We start from the raw sequence: 18,019 nt of genomic DNA, 5'->3' as shown, positions 1-18,019 counted from the left end.
CTCCTTATAGATTTATTATATATATGCGATTACTCAGTATCGCAAAGGGTTGATGTACCGCACTTTGGACAGAAATTATCACGTTCAAACAGCTTTGTGCCGCATTTATCGCAAAATTTTTTCTTTATCGCCGGTGCCGATTCACCGGAGTTGTTCCCTGTACCTGCTGTCGGTGTGCCGGAAGCTTCCTGGTCCGGAGGAAGCTCTGCTTTTTGTATGCCGACATCATCACAAAAACGGTTGATACACTCAAAAAAACGTTGTTCTATCTCCGTAATGGTTCCAAGCGTTTGTGTCAGGTCGGCGGGTTTCAGATAGCTTTTCAGTTCGTTTAATCCGTCTTCCAACACATTTTTAGCTTCGGAACTAAGGCTTATAACCTGATGCTCCATACCGTCAAGAATAAGCGTCTGTATTTTTCTTTGGAATTGTTTATCCGTTTCGTACTTCTCGCGAGTTCTTTTTTTATACCGATCAAAAACAGCTTTTAATGGGAGGGCAAGCTCCACATATTTTTGCGTAGGCACATTCTGCTTTTTAAGAAATTCTTTTACCTGCATTCCTTCGTACAGGTATTCTTCTTTGTGCTGTGCTTCGTAGATACTAATGCCGTCATAACTGATACCATTATCATCCAAAGTTTCCTGCAGCACTTCCAGAATTCGTTGCCGGCTGGATGGGGTAACTCCGCGGGCTTTGTTGGCGACAATATAAAGACTTCTTGAAGGGTCTTTTCCGAATGGCAGCTCAGGATCCATCAAAAACTCAATATCCGTTCTGGGAAATGTACCGTTACTATCCAGTCCGATAACCCAAATCAGAAACTTCGCATCCTTAATATAATTGTAGGCAACGGCTCTATCCTGTTGCATGGTGCCGGTCGAAGAGGCATTATAACCGGGAGTATCAATCAAGCAGATATTTGAAAAACACTCACCGTCAAGTTTAGCCGTTACGGTTATGTATCGTAGAATATCTTTTAAATCAAAATCAAGCGTTTTTAAAAGTTCATGTGAAATATCCTTATACATGTCTGCCTGTATGATAAAACGCCCTCCTCGGTATGAAATACCGCAAATATCAGGCATCTCACCGCAGATAACATAACTCGGAATAGCCGTTACCGGAATAACACCTGTTGCAAGTTGTATGTTTTTATCAAGCATAAAGCTATTGATGAACGATGATTTTCCCGAAGAAAATCCGCCTCCAATAGCGCCGACCATTTTAGAATGAACCGGCGGACAATGTGCAATCAGATTCATTTCACTTTCGATTTTTTCGAATAGTTCCATATCTTCCATCTGATTGAGTTCCACCGCCTTGTTGCAAAACTCTTTAAAGTCATTGCGGACAAGGCTGCGGAACTGCTGTATATGTTCATTCTCTGTGGGTTTTGCTTTGAGAATATCAGTTATTAAACTGAATATTCTGTTTGTATTTTCTTGCTCCATAAATAACCTCATGGTACCTCATTTTTTATGTTCACTGTACTGCTCCAATAGCTTTACGACCCTGTCAAAATTACCCAAGAAACATTATTCAGCTGGTACTTCCCTGCGAATCTAATACAGATGTATCCATTCTTTGTATGCCGATTTCATCACAAAAACGGTTGATACAATCAAAGAAACGCTGTTCCATTTTGGTGATAGTTGTAAGTGTCTGCGTAAGATCTGTTGGTGGAATGTAGCTTTTAAGCTCATTTAATCCGTCTTCCAACGCGTTTTTTACTCCGGAACTGATATTGATAATCTGATGCTCCATACCGTCAAGCAGAAGTGTTTGTATTCTTCTGTGGAACTGTTGATCTGCTACATATTTTTCACGTGTCCGTTTTTCATACCGTTCAAAAACAGTTTTGAGCGGTACTGCAAGCTCAGCATACTTTTGCACAGGAATATTTTGTTTTTTGAGAAATTCTCTCACAGGCATTCCTTCGTACAAATATTCTTCTTTCCGCTGTGCTTCATAGATGCTAATACCGTCATAGCTGATACCGTTATCATCCAAAATATTTTTCAACTCTTCTAAAATCTGCTCTCGGTTGGATGGAGTAATTCCGCGGGCTTTATTCGCTACAATATAAAGCCCTTTTTCAGGGTCTTTACCGAAAGGTAAATCGGGATTATTCAAAAATTCCAAATCATCTTTCGGAATAGTACCCTTACTATCCAATCCGATAACCCAGATAAGAAATTTTGCATCTTTAATATAATTGTAGGCAACTGCCCTATCGTGCTGCATCGTACCGGTTGAAGCGGCATTATATCCGGGAGTGTCAATCAAGCAGATATTTGAAAAGCACTCACCATCAAGTTTCGCCGTTACGGTTATATATCGCAGAATTGCTCTTAAATCAAAATCAAGCGTTTTTAAAAGTTCGTGTGAAATGTCTTTATATATATCCGCTTCTATTTTGAACAGACCTCCTTGATATGAAATACCGCAAATATCAGGCATTTCACCGCAGATAACATAACTCGGAATAGCCGTTACCGGAATAACACCGGTTGCCAGCCTTACCGTATCATCAAGCATAAAGCTGTTAATGAATGATGATTTTCCTGATGAAAACCCACCTCCTATAGCGCCGAGCGTTTTTGAATGAATAGGCGGACAATAAGTGATACGCTGCATTTCGTTTTCGATTTTTTCGAATAGAGCCATATCATCCATCTGGTTTAATTCCACCGCTTTGTTGCAAAATTCTTTAAAGTCATTACGGACAAGATGGTGAAATTGCTGTATATGTACATTGTCTGCCCGCGACGCTTTGAGAATATCCGTTACTAAGCCGAATATTCGTTTTGTACTTTGCAGCTCGGAGGTTACGACCGTATGTGCATTTTGCAAGTTACTGAGTTCTGCTGTTATCGACTGATTTGCTTTTTGCAAATCAGCGATGATCAACTTATGCGGTTGCAGAAAGTTCTTTAATGCACGTATCATATCTTGCAAGCGTAGATTTTTTATTTTCAATTTGCTGCTCCAAAACTTTTAATTCTTTGTCAAGATTGCTGAAAAGAAGACTGGAAAGAGTATCCTGCTTAGCCGATGCTTCCATCTGATTTAGAAAGCTCTTAATCTGGCTTGCATACGTTGAACGCAATTCGGCAAGATGTTCATCTATTTCGGAAAGGAAGCTGTCGATTTCATCATCAGTAAGCTTTCCTGAATAGTTATCCCCGAATTTCGCACCGGAAAGTTTAAATTCCGGTATTTTCATATTACCGATAACTTTTCTGATGCTGGTTTTTAAAAGCGGAATATCAATCATGTTTTCATCTTCTAATGATCGTCGGAGGGCGGAAATGGTTTTTTGCTGAACGATTCCCCGCCATTCCATAACAGCTTTTTCGGCACAATCTTCCAGATCAGCCTGTAAGCTCAACGCAAGATCATTAACCTTACGCTTAATAGGGGCGGTTTGCATTGTGCGATACGTTTCAGTCGTTTGGTAGTCTTCATAGCCCCAATCGGTACCCAAAAAACCTCCAAAAAATCTCCCAACTCCTGAAAGAATACCGCTTTTTTCACGTGAGCGGGTAACGGTTTTGCTTTCCGTTTTTTCATAGGAACTAAAATCGCCGAGGTCATCAAATAAGCCTCTACTGTTTTGTTTTAAGGTGGTAGAAAGTCCTGTTTTAAAATTGAATACGGCTTCATCAAATGCTTCATCAACATCGGCAGAGGCACTTACCCTCATTTTTTCTTTTGCCTCTTTTTGTGCTTGCAATTCCGCTGCATCCGTATTTTTGAGCCGATCGACAGCTTCCCTCAATGAGTTTTTAAGTTTTTCAAGATAAGCATCGACATTCTGTGTTTGCTGTTCCGCATAGGCTTGCTGCTTTTTTTGAATAATCTCATCTTTTTTTTGCCGGACAGTACCGACATTGTTCCGCACTGCGGAGACTCCAGCAAGTTTTTCAAGACTGGTTTGTGCCGCTTCTCCAGAAAAATAGTCCGGATAATCTTCACTTAAAAGTCCCCACGTGTATTGCATATCCTCGTCCCATGCGTCCTGCTGATTAAACAGTAAATGCATGGAATGGCACATGGAAGAAGTGATTAATACTCTATGTTCCGCATCATCCAGCAATGATTGATACATTTCGCTGCATTCAGGATTTTGCTGTTTTCTTTTACCGCAGACTTCTTTTGCATGGGTTACGAGCTGAGTACGGATATTTTCTATCACATTTGGTAATATCCCTTCTGCCCGCTCTTTTTCACTTCCGTATAATTGCTGGTCAAAACGGGAGGCTGTAAGGAACACCTGATCAACACCTTTTTTACCGGAAATATGTCCCATTAAATTTAAATCTTCTTCCGAAAGGAATTCCCCCGCAGGGCTTACAACAAAGACAACATCACATTCTCCAAGATAGTGTTCAGTCCGCTCTTCACGGGATTTTATCGGGTCATTGATACCGGGGGTGTCGACAACCTGTATGTCTTTTAGGTCTTCGATATTAAGGTACAGTGTTACGCTTTTTGTAAAGGGCATATATTGCCCATCAGCACTGACGTAGTTGCTTAAACTATGCATCAATGCGGATATTTCGTCTCCTGTAATGGTATAGGTTGTATCTCTTCCGGACGTTGAAAACTCTGCAAGTTTGCCGCTTTTTTTCATCTGCTCATACTGTTCAAATGAACCTGCCTTAGGATGATTATCCATCTCTCTTTTTACCATACGTTCTATTTTTTTCTGATCGTAGGGAATTTTTTTCTTTTTTTCATCTTCGCGAGCTTTTTTCTCCGCCTCCTGCCGTTTTTTTTCGTACTGTTGTGTAAAAGATTCATATTCTTGTTTGATGAAAGCAATATCCTGCGGAGTAAAAAATTCTATTTCCGCGTGAGGGTTTTCATCATACCGGATAATTGTGAGCGCTGCCGTCATAGGTGTTGCCGCCTTAGGCAGTATTTGTTTTCCGCCAAAAAAGAGGGCATTTAACAAAGATGATTTGCCGGCTTTTACTCTTCCAACAATCCCGATGCTCAATAACCGGTTTTCTGCAACAACTTTTGCTAACTCCTGCTCCATTACTTCGGCAGATGTTACGCCGCTTTCAGATCGGGCTGTTCCGGCAATTTCGCCCGTTACATCATCATACCGCTCTACAATCGAATCGACTTTCTTTAGTTTTTCAATAAAAAGTGTTTCCATCTATACTACTCCATTCTCCACGTGGTAATTTTTTCCAAAATGCGCTGAACTTCTTGACGGTACCCGACAAAAAGTTCTTTTTTCTGCTTATTCGCTTCTACCGATTCTTGTTTTTCCTGCATTGCTTTTTCAAATTCCGCTTGCTGGCTCTGCAACACCCGCTGATACTGCTGCTGCACCTGCGTAATCATGCCGCCGACTTGCTCCTGTAAAAGAGCAGGCAGTTGTGCCCTCAATTTGCTTTTTATCTGCGGGAATACTTCCCCAGTAACCTTTGCCCGCACCTGTGATTCTCCGGTATCTTGTTGTGTCTTCTGTCCAAAGAGCGACATAAGCAAGGGAACGGCAGCAACAGCGATACCCAAAAGAGGGTTTATAACCGTTGCTACCACCGATGTTGCCGTCGTAATCGTACTGCCGATTGTGCCGGTCAGAAGAGCGCTTAAACCTCCGATAGCAGTTCCGCTGAGCAGTCCGCTCATCGCTTTCGGCAGCTGCGTACTTGCCGTACCGACAGCCATAGGCACCGATTTAAACACCTCTTGTAATCCGCTTACAATGGTATCTGCATAGTGTAAGTCTATATCCATTGTTTTAAACACTTCTGACAGGTCTTTCACGGAATCGGAAAAATCCATAACAATACTGTCATTTGCTTCCTCTACACGCCGTTCCAATGAAGAAACAAGGGATGACCGTATAATGTCATTTAATAATGACTCCGCCCTACCGGATTGCGACATAATTGCTGAGGTAATTTCATCGGCAGAACTGTCAAGCGCTTCTGTAATATCCCGTAAAATGTTGTTTACCATACTGCCGGAATATTTGCTTTTCATGTGGCGGATATCTTGTTCAGCTGTCGATTTAACTCTTTCGATACTGCGTTTCAGTTCATCTTGAGCGCTTTGAATTGCAGAAGCTTCCATATCAAAGGCTTTTATGCGGTAGTTAAGACCTTCAAGCACTGTGTTGGTGCATTCATTCATTTGCGGATAGTAAAGATTTTTCAGCAAAGCATTGCTATCTATCGAATGGAGGCATTGTAAAACGCTGTCTACCGAGGTGTTATTAATTGCTTCAATATGAAAGGTACCGCCGAAGGTATCTTGCAATATATCAGTACACTGCTGTTTTACCTGTGCAAGTTTTTCTGACCGTTCGAGATCGGCGTTTGAAAGAAAAAGTGAAAATTTTCTGCCGCTTGCGTGTATTTCATCCAGACGCTTCAACAATGTACGGGAAACCGTACCGTCTGAAATTTTTGTCAGTACAATATAGTACAGTCCTTTATCAATGTATTCGAGAATAGCCTTATTATGATGTTCCATCGGTGCATCAAAGCCGGGCATATCAACGAGGATGAGCGGTTCAAGCTCCTTCAACTGAAGGTTTTTGATATATACTCGTGCAAACCGATATTGCTTAGCATCTTCGGTTAGTTTTTTCATATCGAATAGTACATAGCGGTGTGCTGTACCGTTTTCCGTTATCCCTTCCGCATATTCTTCCCCCTCAGTGTAATGCATTTCGGTTGCAAGCGAGGTTTCCGGAGTAATACCGGTCGGCAATAAATTACTGCCAAGCATGGTATTGATCATTGTTGATTTACCGGCGCTGAATTGTCCTATAACAGGGACAAGGAGCTGTGTTGCTGCAACATTTTTTTGAACTGCCTCAATGTTATTCACTTTTTCTTGTGCCAGTTCAGCTTGTTTTGAATACGTATGCAAGGTATTACATACTTCAAGAATTTCCTCTTGTGCTGGAATCATTCTATTGCCTCCTCTTATTTAGAAAACAGGATAGGATGTCTCAAAACCGATTATGTTCTGAGCCTCCCCCTCATCATATCACAGTTACGCGACAAGTCCTGTCGTTTTATTTCAAAATCTTTAATATCTAATGGTATTACAAAATCAAATAAATATATCTATTAGATATTTTTATAATAATTTTAGACGCTCATTAGATATTTGTCAAACCCTAATCCTATTGGGAGAATAACTAATCCGGAGGAATACAGGAATGACAGGTGCAGATGTACGGACGATCCTTGCAAAAAGAATCAAAGAGCTGCGGAGCGGAAAAAACTTTTCTCAAGCTCAGCTTGCGGAAAAAGCTGATATCTCAATTCCTTTTTTAAGTGCAATAGAGAGGGGGACAAAGTGGCCCTATCCGGAAACGCTCGCAAAACTGGCTGATGCACTGGATGTTACTATTGCAGACTTGTTTCTCTCCGACACACTGCAGAAAGACAGTACCCCTGATGCAGGAGAAATGTTGAAATTTGTTCTTGAAAAACAGCAACAAACATTGACGGATATTTATGAACATTTTTTTGGTTTCGCTTCACCGCAAGGGGATGACACCGGCGTAATACTTTAAAAAGTGTCCTCTAAAATGTAACAGGTGAAGAAACATCAGTTTGTTATTCGTACTGCGGGGTAATGCGTACAAGCTGCATCTAATATGAGGGTATTAACTCTCAGTATGAATCAATAAAACCGATCCTGCGGAGTATCGAAGTAGCGGTACAATGCTTCCGGCTGATATACGCCTTTGTCTGTTACAATACCGCGGATGAGGTTCGGAGGCGTAATATCAAAAGCCGGATAGATGGCTTTAACGCCGGGGAAGGTATGCCGTATGCCGCGGAATGAAAGCACGTCGGTAGGATCACGCTGTTCAATGCGGATATCGGCAATAGTTTGCTTATCTGCATCCGGAATACCCGTTACATAGTAGGGAATGCCGAAGTGTTTGGCAAGTAATGCAATTTGGAAAGTACCGATCTTATTCGCGATATGTCCATCTTGAGCAATGGTATCTGCTGCCGATGTAAAAAGATCAATATGTTCATGCTGCATAGCGTATGCAATCATATTATCGGTGAGTACCGTAGTTTCAAAGCCCATGTCGGCAGCACAGCTTGCAGTCAGTCTAGCTCCTTGTAGAAACGGTCTGGTTTCGGCGCAAAAGAGCTTAACGGGATTGTTATTACGGCGGGCTGCTTTCAGCATCATACCCACAATCGTTTCACCAAAGCATTGCGTCAGAATGCAGCCGCCTTTCGGAAATAATTCCGCAAGGTATGTACCGACTTTTTCCATTATTCCGTAGCGCCGGTTGAGGGAGAGAAGGGTTGCATCAAAGATAGCTGTGGCTGCATCTGTTCCCGCATCCAAGGCTGTACGCGCAGCAGCTAAGCAGCCTGCTGTAATCTGTCCCATCCGGTTCGCTGTCGTTGGGCGGGCTGTGCTTAAACCGTGTGCGGCTTCTTCTAAAAACCGGAGCTGCTGCTGTTGCGGTTTTCCCCGTATCTGATACGCTGCAAGCGCCATCCCCATACCGGCAGCAGTGTAGGGACCGGCGCTTTGCGTTACCATGTCTGCAATCGCCTGGCGTACCTCTTGCCACGAATAACAGGTAACGTAGACGGTTTTTTCGGGATATATGCGCCGGTCTAATATCTTTACAAAGCCTTGTTCAAACCATGCAACATTCTCATACCGCAATAAAAAGGCTAATCCTTCATCTTTTCGTTCCATTTTTATCCTTGCACATTTTATCCTTTCACAGCTCCGGCAGTTAAACCGCTGATAAAATGCCTACTCATACTGAGGTAGAGCAAGATAACGGGTACCGCAGAAAGGCTTAACACTGCCAGAATCTTAGACCAGTCGGTTAGATATTGTCCAAACAGCCGAGTAACCCCAAGGAGCAGGGTTTTGGAACCTTCGTCTGTGATAAAAATAAGCGGGAACCAAAGATCATTCCAAATCGGGACGAGGTTATAGATACACACGGTTGCGATAGCAGGGGTAATAATCGGAAAGATGATTTTTCTAAAAATCGTCATTCTGCCGGCTCCATCAATAACCCCTGCCTCAGTTAAATCCCGCGGAATTGATCCGATAAATTCAGTTAAGATAAAAACGGCAATCGGGATTCCCATCGCGATATAGATAGGATATAACCCGGCAATGCTATTCAATAGCCCCAGGGCTTTAATCATTTGCAGCAGGCGTATACTGCCTATCTTAATAGGCAGCATCATTCCGGCAATAAAGAAGATATAAAGAAAGCCGGTGATTTTATTTTTTTTGTTGACAAGCGCATAAGCAGCCATTGAGCCGAAGACAATAATAAAAATCAGCGACCCTACCGTAACTAAAAAGCTATTGGCAAAATACATTAAAAAATCACCGCTTTGCAAAACCGACCGGTAATTTTCAAATATCCACTTTTTAGGCAGCGAAAAAGGCGCTTCATAAATATCGTACTTGGTTTTAAATGAATTAATGAGCATTGTCCATATAGGCAGCAAAACAATGACCGACCAGATTGAAAGTACAACATGGTGTATGGTAAAGCTCATTTTTCGTGATTTTGACATGCAGCATCTCCTCTCAAACATTGTATGCATGATACAGTGGGTTTTCCTTAAATTTAGTTGCGGTATCACTCATTTTTCGATCGAGTGAGCTGCAATACCATCATAGCGCCGATGAGCAGCATGATAAATGTTACCGTTGCAATAGCCGAACCGATTCCCGGATTAGGGATTCCTACGGGGTGCTGTCCTGCAATGCCAATCCGGTAAAAGAGGGTTCCCATAATATCGGTACTGTACTGAGGCGCTCCATTGGCATTTTCCATTGCAAAAATAACATCAAATGCGTTAAAGTTATTCACAAACGTAAGAATAGCGACAATACCGATAATCGGCAGAATCATCGGCAGTTTTATTTTAATAATTTTCTGCCATCCATTTGCACCGGCAATATCTGCTGCTTCTATAATCTCATACGGTATGGTTTGCAGCGCTGCATAGAACATCATTGTCGGAATCCCCATCCATTGCCAAGCTGAAACCAGTCCGACGGCAGTCAGTGCGGTATGTTCATTCCCCAACCACGGCTGAATGAATGATCCGCAGTTTAATGCATTGAGTAATACGGCAAATGCCCCCCATTGCGGATTGAGCAGGAGCTTCCATAAGTAGCCGGTAATGAGGACAGCAAAGGTTACCGGTAAAAAGATCACCGTTTGATAAAAACGGGAGGCTTTAAAATCTTTTGATGCCAGTAACAGGGCAAAAATAACGGCAAGGCAGTTTTGCGCTACCATGTGAATAAGAAAGAAATACCATGTATTTTTGAAAGCTCCCCAAAAACGCTGTGAATATTCTTGATTGGTAAAAAGGTCAATATAATTTTTAAATCCGATAAATACATTTTTGCGTGCAGCTGCATCAAAGGTAAAAAAGCTAATCCTGATAGAATCTACGAGCGGAAAAGCCATAAAGACAACATAGAACATCAATGCCGGTACTAAATAGAGGTACCAGCCTATAGCATACTTGTTTTTGATAGTCATTGTACATTCTCAATGAACGGCAGCTGCAACAATTCCGGATAAGTAAACCTGCTCGGAAACTTATCTTTGGGTATCTCTAAAACTGAAGTTTTTAGAGGTTCTCATGTCTAAACAGGTCTAGTGTTGATAGAACCGCCGCTCTTTTATAGATGCTAGAAAACAGGATATTTCCGCGAAGGCAGCTCCCGCTCAGGCGGGAAGGCGGGAAAACGCAGTTTCTGTAATACAGATAACCGCGTTCAGCACACATCCTGTGCAGCCTGTTTTTCTACAACAGCCGTTTACTCCGGCTTATACCACTGGGCAAGTCCGTCTGCAAGCGCATTTGCAGCTTCTTCAGGCGTTTTTTGTCCCTTCATAACCGCAATAACCCCTTCGTTCAACAGGTTATATCCGGAAGGTGTGCCGTTCATCAGCTTCGGCCATACAAAGCGGACATCTTGCCCCTTCCCTTGCAGTAAGCCATACAATTCTGCGCTTTGTGCATCCTCAATGGCGATATTTCCTTGAAACATCGGATAGAAGCCATTGGGCAGATATTTTGCAACCACAGCAACCCCTTCCGGTGTACACAGCCATGCTAAGAATGCCCGTGCTTCAGTAGTGTGCTTACCATTTGCATTCATTGCGATACCCATATCAACATGGAAACAGATTTCGGGAGATTTGCCTGCGGGCGGCGGAAATGCGATATTTCCCCACTTAAAGGGAAGGTCTTTAAAGGTATCGAGTGTCCATGAACCGTCTGCATACATTACCGCCTTACCGGTAGCAAATAATGCGTTTGAGTCATTGTAGGTAAGCGCTTCAAAACCGTTGGGGCAATACGGAGCGATATCCTTCATTGCTTGAAAGGCTGCGATCATATCAGCATCATTGAAGGGGCGTTTACCTTGCTCATAAGCCATACGGCCTTGCGCGCCGCCGATAAAGTTAGGTAACAAGCCCATCATAAAGCATTCGTTAATATCCCATTCATCAGCTAAGCCGTTTGCAAAGGGAATATACCCAGCCTTCTTTAATTGTTCAGATGCAGCGAGCAGCTCTTCCCATGTAGTAGGAATACTGATTCCTTCTTTTTCAAAGATATCCTTGTTATAGAAGATAGTTTGTGCAACAGCTGCAACAGGAACTCCAAAGGATTTTTTATCTTTGTTGCGCCATGCATCTTTACTGCTTTCGCTAAAGTGTTCCTGTAATCCGGGAATATCCGATACATCGGCAAAGAAGCCTTTATCAAATAATTCCGCACCGGTTGCATACGAGCGGGCAAACATAAGATCGGGACCTGTACCGTTATCAAGCTGTAGGCGTAACGAAGCATTATAATCAGGCGGGTTAGTCGGTTTAAACTGAATCAGGACACCGCTGATCTTTTCGTATTCGGCAAGTAATTTTGTCCATGCCTCTACATCATCAGCTCTCCATGAACCCATTGTTAACACAATTTTTTCTGCTTTAGGGGCTTCTTCTTTTTTTGCGCAGCCTGCGGCAATCACTACTGCTGCAGTCAGCATAAGTACACCAATTCCGGCTGCTATGATTTGTTTTTTCATTGTCTTTCCTCCTCAAGAAATACAATAGGGCATCTCTAAAAACTCGGTTAGATTTTTAGAGATGCCCGACGAGTCTTTTTGATAAGTCTTTACATGGTTATAACTTATCAAAAAACATCGCAAAAGGAATCTAAGGAAAACCTCTCAAAACTGAAGTTTTGAGAGGTTCCCAATAAACCTATTCGAAAACACAGTTATCGAATAGGTCTGATCTCATCTATTAGTATACCCTGATTTTTTCTCCTTTGCAAAGAAAAAGTTCAGGCATTCTTGAGGAAGATGAGGACGCTTTATTGCGTTTTTTTTGCGTTTACTTTTTCCATAAAGCGGTCAATAGTGATAACAGCCCGTTCGTGGGTACCGCTGCCGATAACACCGCATTCATCACGGGCTTCTACTTTGAACGTTAAAAAACGTCCGTTGTCACTGATGCCGGTTAATTCGGTATGGATAGATACCTTCATTCCTTCGGGAGTTGCTGCGGTATGGTGCACATCAAGATATGTTCCCACAGTTGCCTGTCCTTCTGCTAAGTGAGGCATTACACTGCGCATGGCAGTACCTTCCATCTGGGCAATCATAACCGGGGTAGCAAACACCGCTACCGTGCCGCTTCCTGCCGCACTTGCAAGCATATCTTTTGTAACAATAAACGAATGATCTCCAATAAGTCCTACTTTCATATATATTCCTTTATGCTTCTGAAAAAGCGCCCTCTAACATCTCATCGAGTTTTTAGAGGGCTTCGGTTACTTGTGCATCCGGCTTAACTTCCCGAACGCACTGAATCACCGGCAGGGATTTTTGTTTGTTTACTTTGTTGATTCAGCAAGCGTTTCGGCATTCAGCACGCGAATATTGTTTGCAGTATCTTGCACAATCAGCCCTTTTTCCGTAAGCCTGATTGCAGTATACGGCAAGACAGTAACTGTTGACCGTGCCTTAACTTCAAGGTTTTCATCAAATCGTGCAAGAACGTATTTACCCGATTGATCTATCACCGCATAGCAGCCGTTGTCAGCAGGAACGAGCATACTCTGTTCTGCAACAGAAACCGTAGCTTGCTTTGTCATTTCGAGGGTACGGGGGTTAATAGAAACCAGTGTAATCATTTGATTGCCTCCCTTTGATCCGGCAATCGCAATCAGGGATTCTGTTCCTTCTACGAGCATCCGTCCGCGTACTGTATTCAGCGAGGATGTTTTGAGTGATTTTTCCGTCCGTAGATCAAGGAGAACCACCTCAGCCAGCATTGTGTTCGGGTCTATAATTTTGAGTGCTGCACGCGGCATAGAGGAGGCAAACACCGCTTCATCCTGAGCTTTCCGCTCTGCACGCTTGTCTTCCAGTATTTGCCGGGTATCAGCTGCAATATCTTTCCGGTCACTTTGGGCTTCCTGTTCTTTTGTATCGGCAAACTGCTGTTCGGCTGCGACTTCTTTTTCCTTTGTCTGTGCTTTTTGACCGGCTTGATCAGCTTCTTTTTGCTTTGCGGCAGCTTCTTTCTGCTTTGCAGCGGCTTCTTGATCTACCTTTTTAGCATCGCTTGCTTTTTCAGCAGCTGTCTTGTTTTTCTCAGCTGCCTTTTGCTTGGCTTTTTCTGCTTCCTGCTGCTTTTTTTCAGCTTCGGCAGCCGCTTTACGGTTGTTGGGATCTTTTTGAGCCTGTTTTTGAGCTGCTGCTGCTGCTTTTTCGGACTGAGCAGCCTGTTTTTTTGCAGCATCCGCTTCTTTCCGCGCTTTTTCTGCATCTTTCTTTGACTGTTGTGCAGCAGCTTTGGACTTATCAGCATCTTTTTGTGCGCTTTCAGCCTCTTTCTGTTTTGTTGATGCATCTTTCCGTGCTGCAGCTGCATCTTGCCGAGCTACATCCGCACGCTCCCGAGCAGCATCACTTTCACGCTCTTTTAAGTCTATCATGTCTTTACGGGTTGCAAGGTCTTTATCATCCTGCTCCCTCATTTTTTCGACAACATTTTTATCGGAAATAGACGTGGTGTCGATGGTACTCAATGTACCGCTGTATTTTTGATCGGAAAGCGGAATAACAATCTGCGTTTTTCCCGGCCATTCATCATAGCGAAGCGCAAGACCTACCTTATCAGCTGCCAGGTTCTTCAATACGACCGCCTTGTACTTAGCTTTAAAGGTTTCGAGATTACCCCGGTATACTGCGTTATAAATTGTTACAAAATGAGCAATGGTCTTTGCATCTTTTTCAGAATACCCGTAGGCTGCCCGCAGGTAGCCGGCAATGATAACTCTCAAGTTTGTAACATGATCCACCCTAGCTCCGCTGCCGATAATCAAAATATCTGCATCAAGCCCTGCTGTAACACTGGTATCTACTGCATGGATAACCGCATAGCGGTTCATATCTCCTGCCCGTCCACGCTGGGCAGCTCCGGCAAGCGCTGTTCCTATTGCTGCAATGGATTGCAGTGAATCAATTTCACTATGCGGTCCCGTATAGTTGATAAATTCAATCGGGGTGTTTTCAGCTTGTCTGAGTTCGTTTTGATCAACTTCGATAGCAAATACCGCGTTCATCAACGTAAATGCACAGAGGCACATAAGTAATCTTTTCATTAAACAACCTCTCTTTATAAAGTTTAATGCAGATGAGCATTGTTAAAAACTTCCATTTCAAGCAATGCCCAAAGAGGAACCTCTAAAATGTCTGGTTTTAGAGATGCCAAAATATAACTGCAAGCGGTTCTTACAACACCGCTTTGTTATCCACCGGTTCTTATTCTACTATAGTTTGAATTTTTTGTCTTGCATACTGCCGCAGACTTTCAGGATAGGCTCCGGCTGCAATGGCAAACAGGGCTTTCATTGCCCCATCGGCAGTAGTTTTATCACCGTATTTCGCTATTTCGGCTAGAGCCTCGCATGCCGCATAAGCCGGCGCAAGCTGCCGCACCCCGGAGCGCTTGAGCAAATCTTGAATCGTTTGAATCGATTTTCCATCCGGATCCGCGGTGATAGAGCCTAATGCCCGGATAATCCCGGTTGCGAGTACCGGCTCTGTAGTACGCCGTGCAGCCTCCAACAAAACTGGTCGGTATGCAAGCGATTCAAATTTTCCGAGAAGTTCCGCAGCTTGCGCCTGTTCATACACAGTAAAATTATATGGGAGTACTGCCGAACGCTTATTGTTCAGCAAAATGATTTCCAGTACGGCTGCATCTGCGGTTTCTTGCTGATATGCCGTATCTTGGGCTATTGACGCTTCGATACGGGTGAGCAGGGCTTCTGTGTCGCCGTAAGGAACAAAAAACGGAATAGCCTGTGTCCCGGCAGACGCTCCCGGATGAAGAGCCTGCGGGGGTGTACTGTGTTCCGTTTTACCGGCAGATACGGCAGAGCGTTCTTGAATCGGGGCTGTTTTGAGTATCTTTGTATCGAAATTCCAGCCGCTTATAACCCAATCGTCTACTGTAATGAGTATTCCCCCCGGCGTAATAACGGGCAGAAACGGTGTTGCGGCAAGTTTTTTTTCCCGTTTTATGGTTCCGTTACTGCCGACCGCTCCGACAAAGCCCTTACACGCAAGGTAATAATCTCCGTCAGCTTTGATGCAGTAGAGCGGAAGTGTGAGTGTACTGCCGAATGTAAGGAGCTGTAGTAAAGAGCCGTCTGCAAGTGACCGCAGCTGTACGGTGCCGTTGGAATAGGCACACAGCACCTCATTACCGAATACGTGTACACATAAGGGGACTCCTTCTTGAAAATGCCACACAAGTTGTTCTTCAAGACGGTTTACCGTATTTTGTGCAGAAGATGCAGTGAGTGCGGTGCGGTAATAGGAAAGCAGTCCTTCACTGCCGATGATGTAGCCGCCGGGAGCTGCTGCAAGGACGCTTAACCCATTTTTTACAGCTCTTGTACTCAGCGGTTCACCTGAAGATGAGATCATCAAAACCTCTCGATTGATTAACGGCAGCGCCAGCACCCCTGATCCTGCTTCACAGAGTTGTTGCGCAGGAGCTGCCGGCAGTTGTAATTGCTGCCGTATCTTTCCTTTTATAGAGATACAGTAGAGCGAGGTTTGTGTCAGTACATATATTCTTCCGTCTGCTGCACTATATGGTGCAAAAAGTACCGGCTCCGGCAGCTTGAGCGACCACAGATATATTCCCTGACCGGATACTGCCTGCACCTTACCTGCTGCATCTGCAACAAGAAGTACCCCTGAAGCCGTAATCGAGAGGAAGGGCTTGGCTGTCCGTTCAAGGGTACGCCGCCATACAAAAGACCCGGCAGTATTCAGACAGTTGAGTGCATGGTCGGAACTGAGCGTATAAAACTGCTCGCCATATACCACCGGATCGCAGCGCGTTTCTCCAGCCATAACAGCTGACCATTGAGCTTGTTCGTTTTGTGCTGTCTGTGCAGCCGCGGCTATAGTACCGAAAAGGCTTAGTGTCAGTCCTAAAAAGGCTGCCGCATACTGCCGGTGCATCTTCATCGTATAAAAATCCCCATAAGCTCGCAGTGATGGGTCTGCGGGTAAAAATCAAAGAGACGATACTGGGTAAAACGGTACCCCATGGCTGTCAATTCTTTTGCATCGCGGACAAATGTCGCAGGATTACATGAAACGTAATACAAAAGAGGAATAGCTGCCTCCTTTAGATAGGCAATAACCTGTGTATGGAGTCCCTGCCGCGGCGGGTCGATTACCGCTGCATCATAGTGCAGCCGGGCTGCCGGAAGCGTATTCCAATGCGCATCAGATACTGCATGAAAAAAGCATCGGCATGAATGGTTCCGTGCTGTAATAATCCGCTCAAGATTCTTTTGAGCAGTATGCATAGCCCGCTCATTATGCTCTACCAAATGGATTTCTTGGGCTTTTCCTGTTAAAAAAGCAGAAAAAGTGCCGACTCCTGCATAAAAGTCGAGAATCCGAGTACATTCCGGTAGGCTTGTTATGCAGTCAATGACGTTTTCCAGCATACTAATATTAGATTGAAAAAAGCCGAATACGCTAAAGTTGAGTACCGTGTTATGCACCCGCGCTGCTGCATCCGGATTGAGCGGACTGTACAGGCTGTCCTGCGCAAAGAGATGATAGCGGTCTTGCTCTTTTTTATTTCGGTGCGGAAAGAGGGTAGGGAGCTTGCCGTGCTGCAATACGCGGCGGAGCGCCGGTACCGCAATAGGACAATCCTGTACCGGAATAACAGTGTTGCTTGCTAAACCGTGCATCCCGATGGTGCCGTGCTTATCCGCATGGAATTGGAAGCGGTTGCGGTACTCCCACGCCGACCCTGCAACAAAAACCGGCGGCTGCTCGGCAGTTACATGCGCACGGGTAAAAAGTTCCTCCACCATCGCTTGTCTGATAACCTGCTGGTACTGCTCCTCCGCCATCTGGAGGTTACAACCACCGCAGCGTCCAAAATAAGGGCAGGGCGGAGCTATCCTATGCGGGGAGGGCGTGAGAATCTTGTTGATAACTGCTTCATTATAATCGCGCCGGCTTTGCGTAATGCTAATGTCTAGCTTCTCCTGCGGAAGCGCAAAGGGGATAAATACTGCCTTGCCCTCTACCCGTGCGAGGGCTTTACCGCCGAATACTATCTTTTCTGTTGTAACATACACAAACAGCAGTATACAGAAAACGCAGCTGTGTATAAATGCCTGCCGCATATTGCCTGCGGAACTCAGTTTTTGCCTAACACTGTCAAGGCTTCCGCATTATGAAAATGCCGGAAACGTTTTATCATCATTAATTCAGTGCTTCTACTTCCTGTACGGTTAAGCCGGTTGCTTTTGCGATATTGTCAATAGATAAACCTATCACAAGTAAGTTACGCGCTGTTTCGAAGGCTTTTTGCCGTGAGCCTTCAGCAAGACCGAGCGATTTACCTTCAGCAAGACCGAGCGATTTACCTTCA

The 18,019-nt window shown here is 44.0% G+C and carries 13 protein-coding genes; 1 reads left to right on the top strand and 12 read right to left on the bottom strand.

Features of this window, described 5'->3' with window-relative positions:
* Nucleotides 1-29: 29 nt before the first annotated feature.
* The 4 genes from ACTTJ8_RS02165 to ACTTJ8_RS02150 form a co-directional block, all read right to left on the bottom strand.
* Nucleotides 30-1,454: a dynamin family protein gene (locus tag ACTTJ8_RS02165; RefSeq protein ID WP_442715310.1), complete on the bottom strand. Its 1,425-nt coding sequence runs from the start codon at nt 1,452-1,454 to the stop codon at nt 30-32.
* A gap of 88 nt (nt 1,455-1,542) precedes the next feature.
* On the bottom strand, nt 1,543-2,952 hold the full coding sequence (locus ACTTJ8_RS02160) for a dynamin family protein (protein WP_442715309.1): 1,410 nt from the start codon (nt 2,950-2,952) through the stop codon (nt 1,543-1,545).
* Complete coding sequence (locus ACTTJ8_RS02155; RefSeq protein WP_442715308.1) at nt 2,915-5,173, bottom strand: dynamin family protein; 2,259 nt, start codon at nt 5,171-5,173, stop codon at nt 2,915-2,917. The genes ACTTJ8_RS02160 and ACTTJ8_RS02155 overlap by 38 nt, the downstream gene beginning before the upstream one ends.
* 5 nt (nt 5,174-5,178) lie before the next feature.
* Nucleotides 5,179-6,948 carry a dynamin family protein gene (locus ACTTJ8_RS02150; protein WP_442715307.1) on the bottom strand — a complete coding sequence of 590 codons (1,770 nt, stop codon included), beginning with the start codon at nt 6,946-6,948 and terminating at the stop codon, nt 5,179-5,181.
* A 253-nt stretch (nt 6,949-7,201) separates the two neighbouring features.
* Between ACTTJ8_RS02150 and ACTTJ8_RS02145 the strand changes: the two genes are divergently transcribed.
* Complete coding sequence (locus ACTTJ8_RS02145; RefSeq protein ID WP_442715306.1) at nt 7,202-7,561, top strand: helix-turn-helix domain-containing protein; 360 nt, start codon at nt 7,202-7,204, stop codon at nt 7,559-7,561.
* 110 nt (nt 7,562-7,671) lie between these two features.
* On the opposite strand, the gene ACTTJ8_RS02140 is transcribed toward ACTTJ8_RS02145, so the two are convergent.
* The 8 genes from ACTTJ8_RS02140 to ACTTJ8_RS02105 form a co-directional block, all read right to left on the bottom strand.
* Complete coding sequence (locus ACTTJ8_RS02140; RefSeq protein WP_442715305.1) at nt 7,672-8,724, bottom strand: s-methyl-5-thioribose-1-phosphate isomerase; 1,053 nt, start codon at nt 8,722-8,724, stop codon at nt 7,672-7,674.
* Between the two features lie 17 nt (nt 8,725-8,741).
* Nucleotides 8,742-9,572 carry a carbohydrate ABC transporter permease gene (locus ACTTJ8_RS02135; RefSeq protein WP_442715304.1) on the bottom strand — a complete coding sequence of 277 codons (831 nt, stop codon included), beginning with the start codon at nt 9,570-9,572 and terminating at the stop codon, nt 8,742-8,744.
* 65 nt (nt 9,573-9,637) lie between these two features.
* Nucleotides 9,638-10,555 carry a carbohydrate ABC transporter permease gene (locus tag ACTTJ8_RS02130; RefSeq protein ID WP_442715303.1) on the bottom strand — a complete coding sequence of 306 codons (918 nt, stop codon included), beginning with the start codon at nt 10,553-10,555 and terminating at the stop codon, nt 9,638-9,640.
* Nucleotides 10,556-10,836: 281 nt separating this feature from the next.
* The gene (locus ACTTJ8_RS02125; protein ID WP_442715302.1) at nt 10,837-12,111 is read right to left on the bottom strand and encodes an ABC transporter substrate-binding protein; all 1,275 of its coding nucleotides are present in this window, start codon (nt 12,109-12,111) and stop codon (nt 10,837-10,839) included.
* A 290-nt stretch (nt 12,112-12,401) separates the two neighbouring features.
* Entirely contained in the window at nt 12,402-12,794 is a 393-nt protein-coding gene (locus tag ACTTJ8_RS02120) for a thioesterase family protein (protein ID WP_442715301.1), read from the bottom strand.
* 129 nt (nt 12,795-12,923) lie between these two features.
* Complete coding sequence (locus ACTTJ8_RS02115) at nt 12,924-14,699, bottom strand: P83/100 family protein (RefSeq protein ID WP_442715300.1); 1,776 nt, start codon at nt 14,697-14,699, stop codon at nt 12,924-12,926.
* Between the two features lie 160 nt (nt 14,700-14,859).
* On the bottom strand, nt 14,860-16,584 hold the full coding sequence (locus ACTTJ8_RS02110; protein ID WP_442715299.1) for an outer membrane protein assembly factor BamB family protein: 1,725 nt from the start codon (nt 16,582-16,584) through the stop codon (nt 14,860-14,862).
* Nucleotides 16,581-17,723 (bottom strand): class I SAM-dependent RNA methyltransferase, encoded by a 1,143-nt coding sequence (locus ACTTJ8_RS02105; protein WP_442720188.1) that lies wholly within the window; start codon nt 17,721-17,723, stop codon nt 16,581-16,583. Before ACTTJ8_RS02105 ends, ACTTJ8_RS02110 begins: the two co-directional genes overlap by 4 nt.
* Between the last annotated feature and the right edge of the window lie 296 nt (nt 17,724-18,019).

The organism is Treponema sp. (assembly GCF_052169735.1).
Classification (GTDB): Bacteria; Spirochaetota; Spirochaetia; order Treponematales; family Treponemataceae; genus Treponema.
This window is presented reverse-complemented; position numbering and strand designations above follow the sequence as displayed.